The organism is Shewanella sp. T24-MNA-CIBAN-0130 (genome assembly GCF_040310185.1).
Classification (GTDB): Bacteria; Pseudomonadota; Gammaproteobacteria; order Enterobacterales; family Shewanellaceae; genus Shewanella; species Shewanella psychromarinicola.
This window is the reverse complement of sequence record NZ_JBEOPP010000606.1, coordinates 1-226: the sequence shown is the minus strand read 5'-3', so window position 1 is coordinate 226 and position 226 is coordinate 1. Positions and strand designations below refer to the sequence as shown.

2 tRNA genes are annotated in these 226 nt (G+C 49.6%); both read right to left on the bottom strand.

Going from position 1 to position 226, the window contains the following annotated elements:
• Positions 1 to 2: 2 nt before the first annotated feature.
• Positions 3 to 76 (bottom strand) — tRNA-Pro (locus AAEZ02_RS23680).
• Positions 77 to 149: 73 nt separating this feature from the next.
• Positions 150 to 226, bottom strand: a tRNA-Pro gene (locus AAEZ02_RS23675).

The window sequence follows — 226 nt, the reverse complement described above, 5'->3', positions numbered from 1 at the left end:
GGTCGGTGATAGAGGATTCGAACCTCTGACCCTCTCGTCCCAAACGAGATGCGCTACCGGGCTGCGCTAATCACCGAGATTTTTACTTGAAAACAAGTCTGATATTTATTTAACTTAGAGGCTAAATTCGCTATAAGAAAGCGGGAATGTGGTCGGTGATAGAGGATTCGAACCTCTGACCCTCTCGTCCCAAACGAGATGCGCTACCGGGCTGCGCTAATCACCG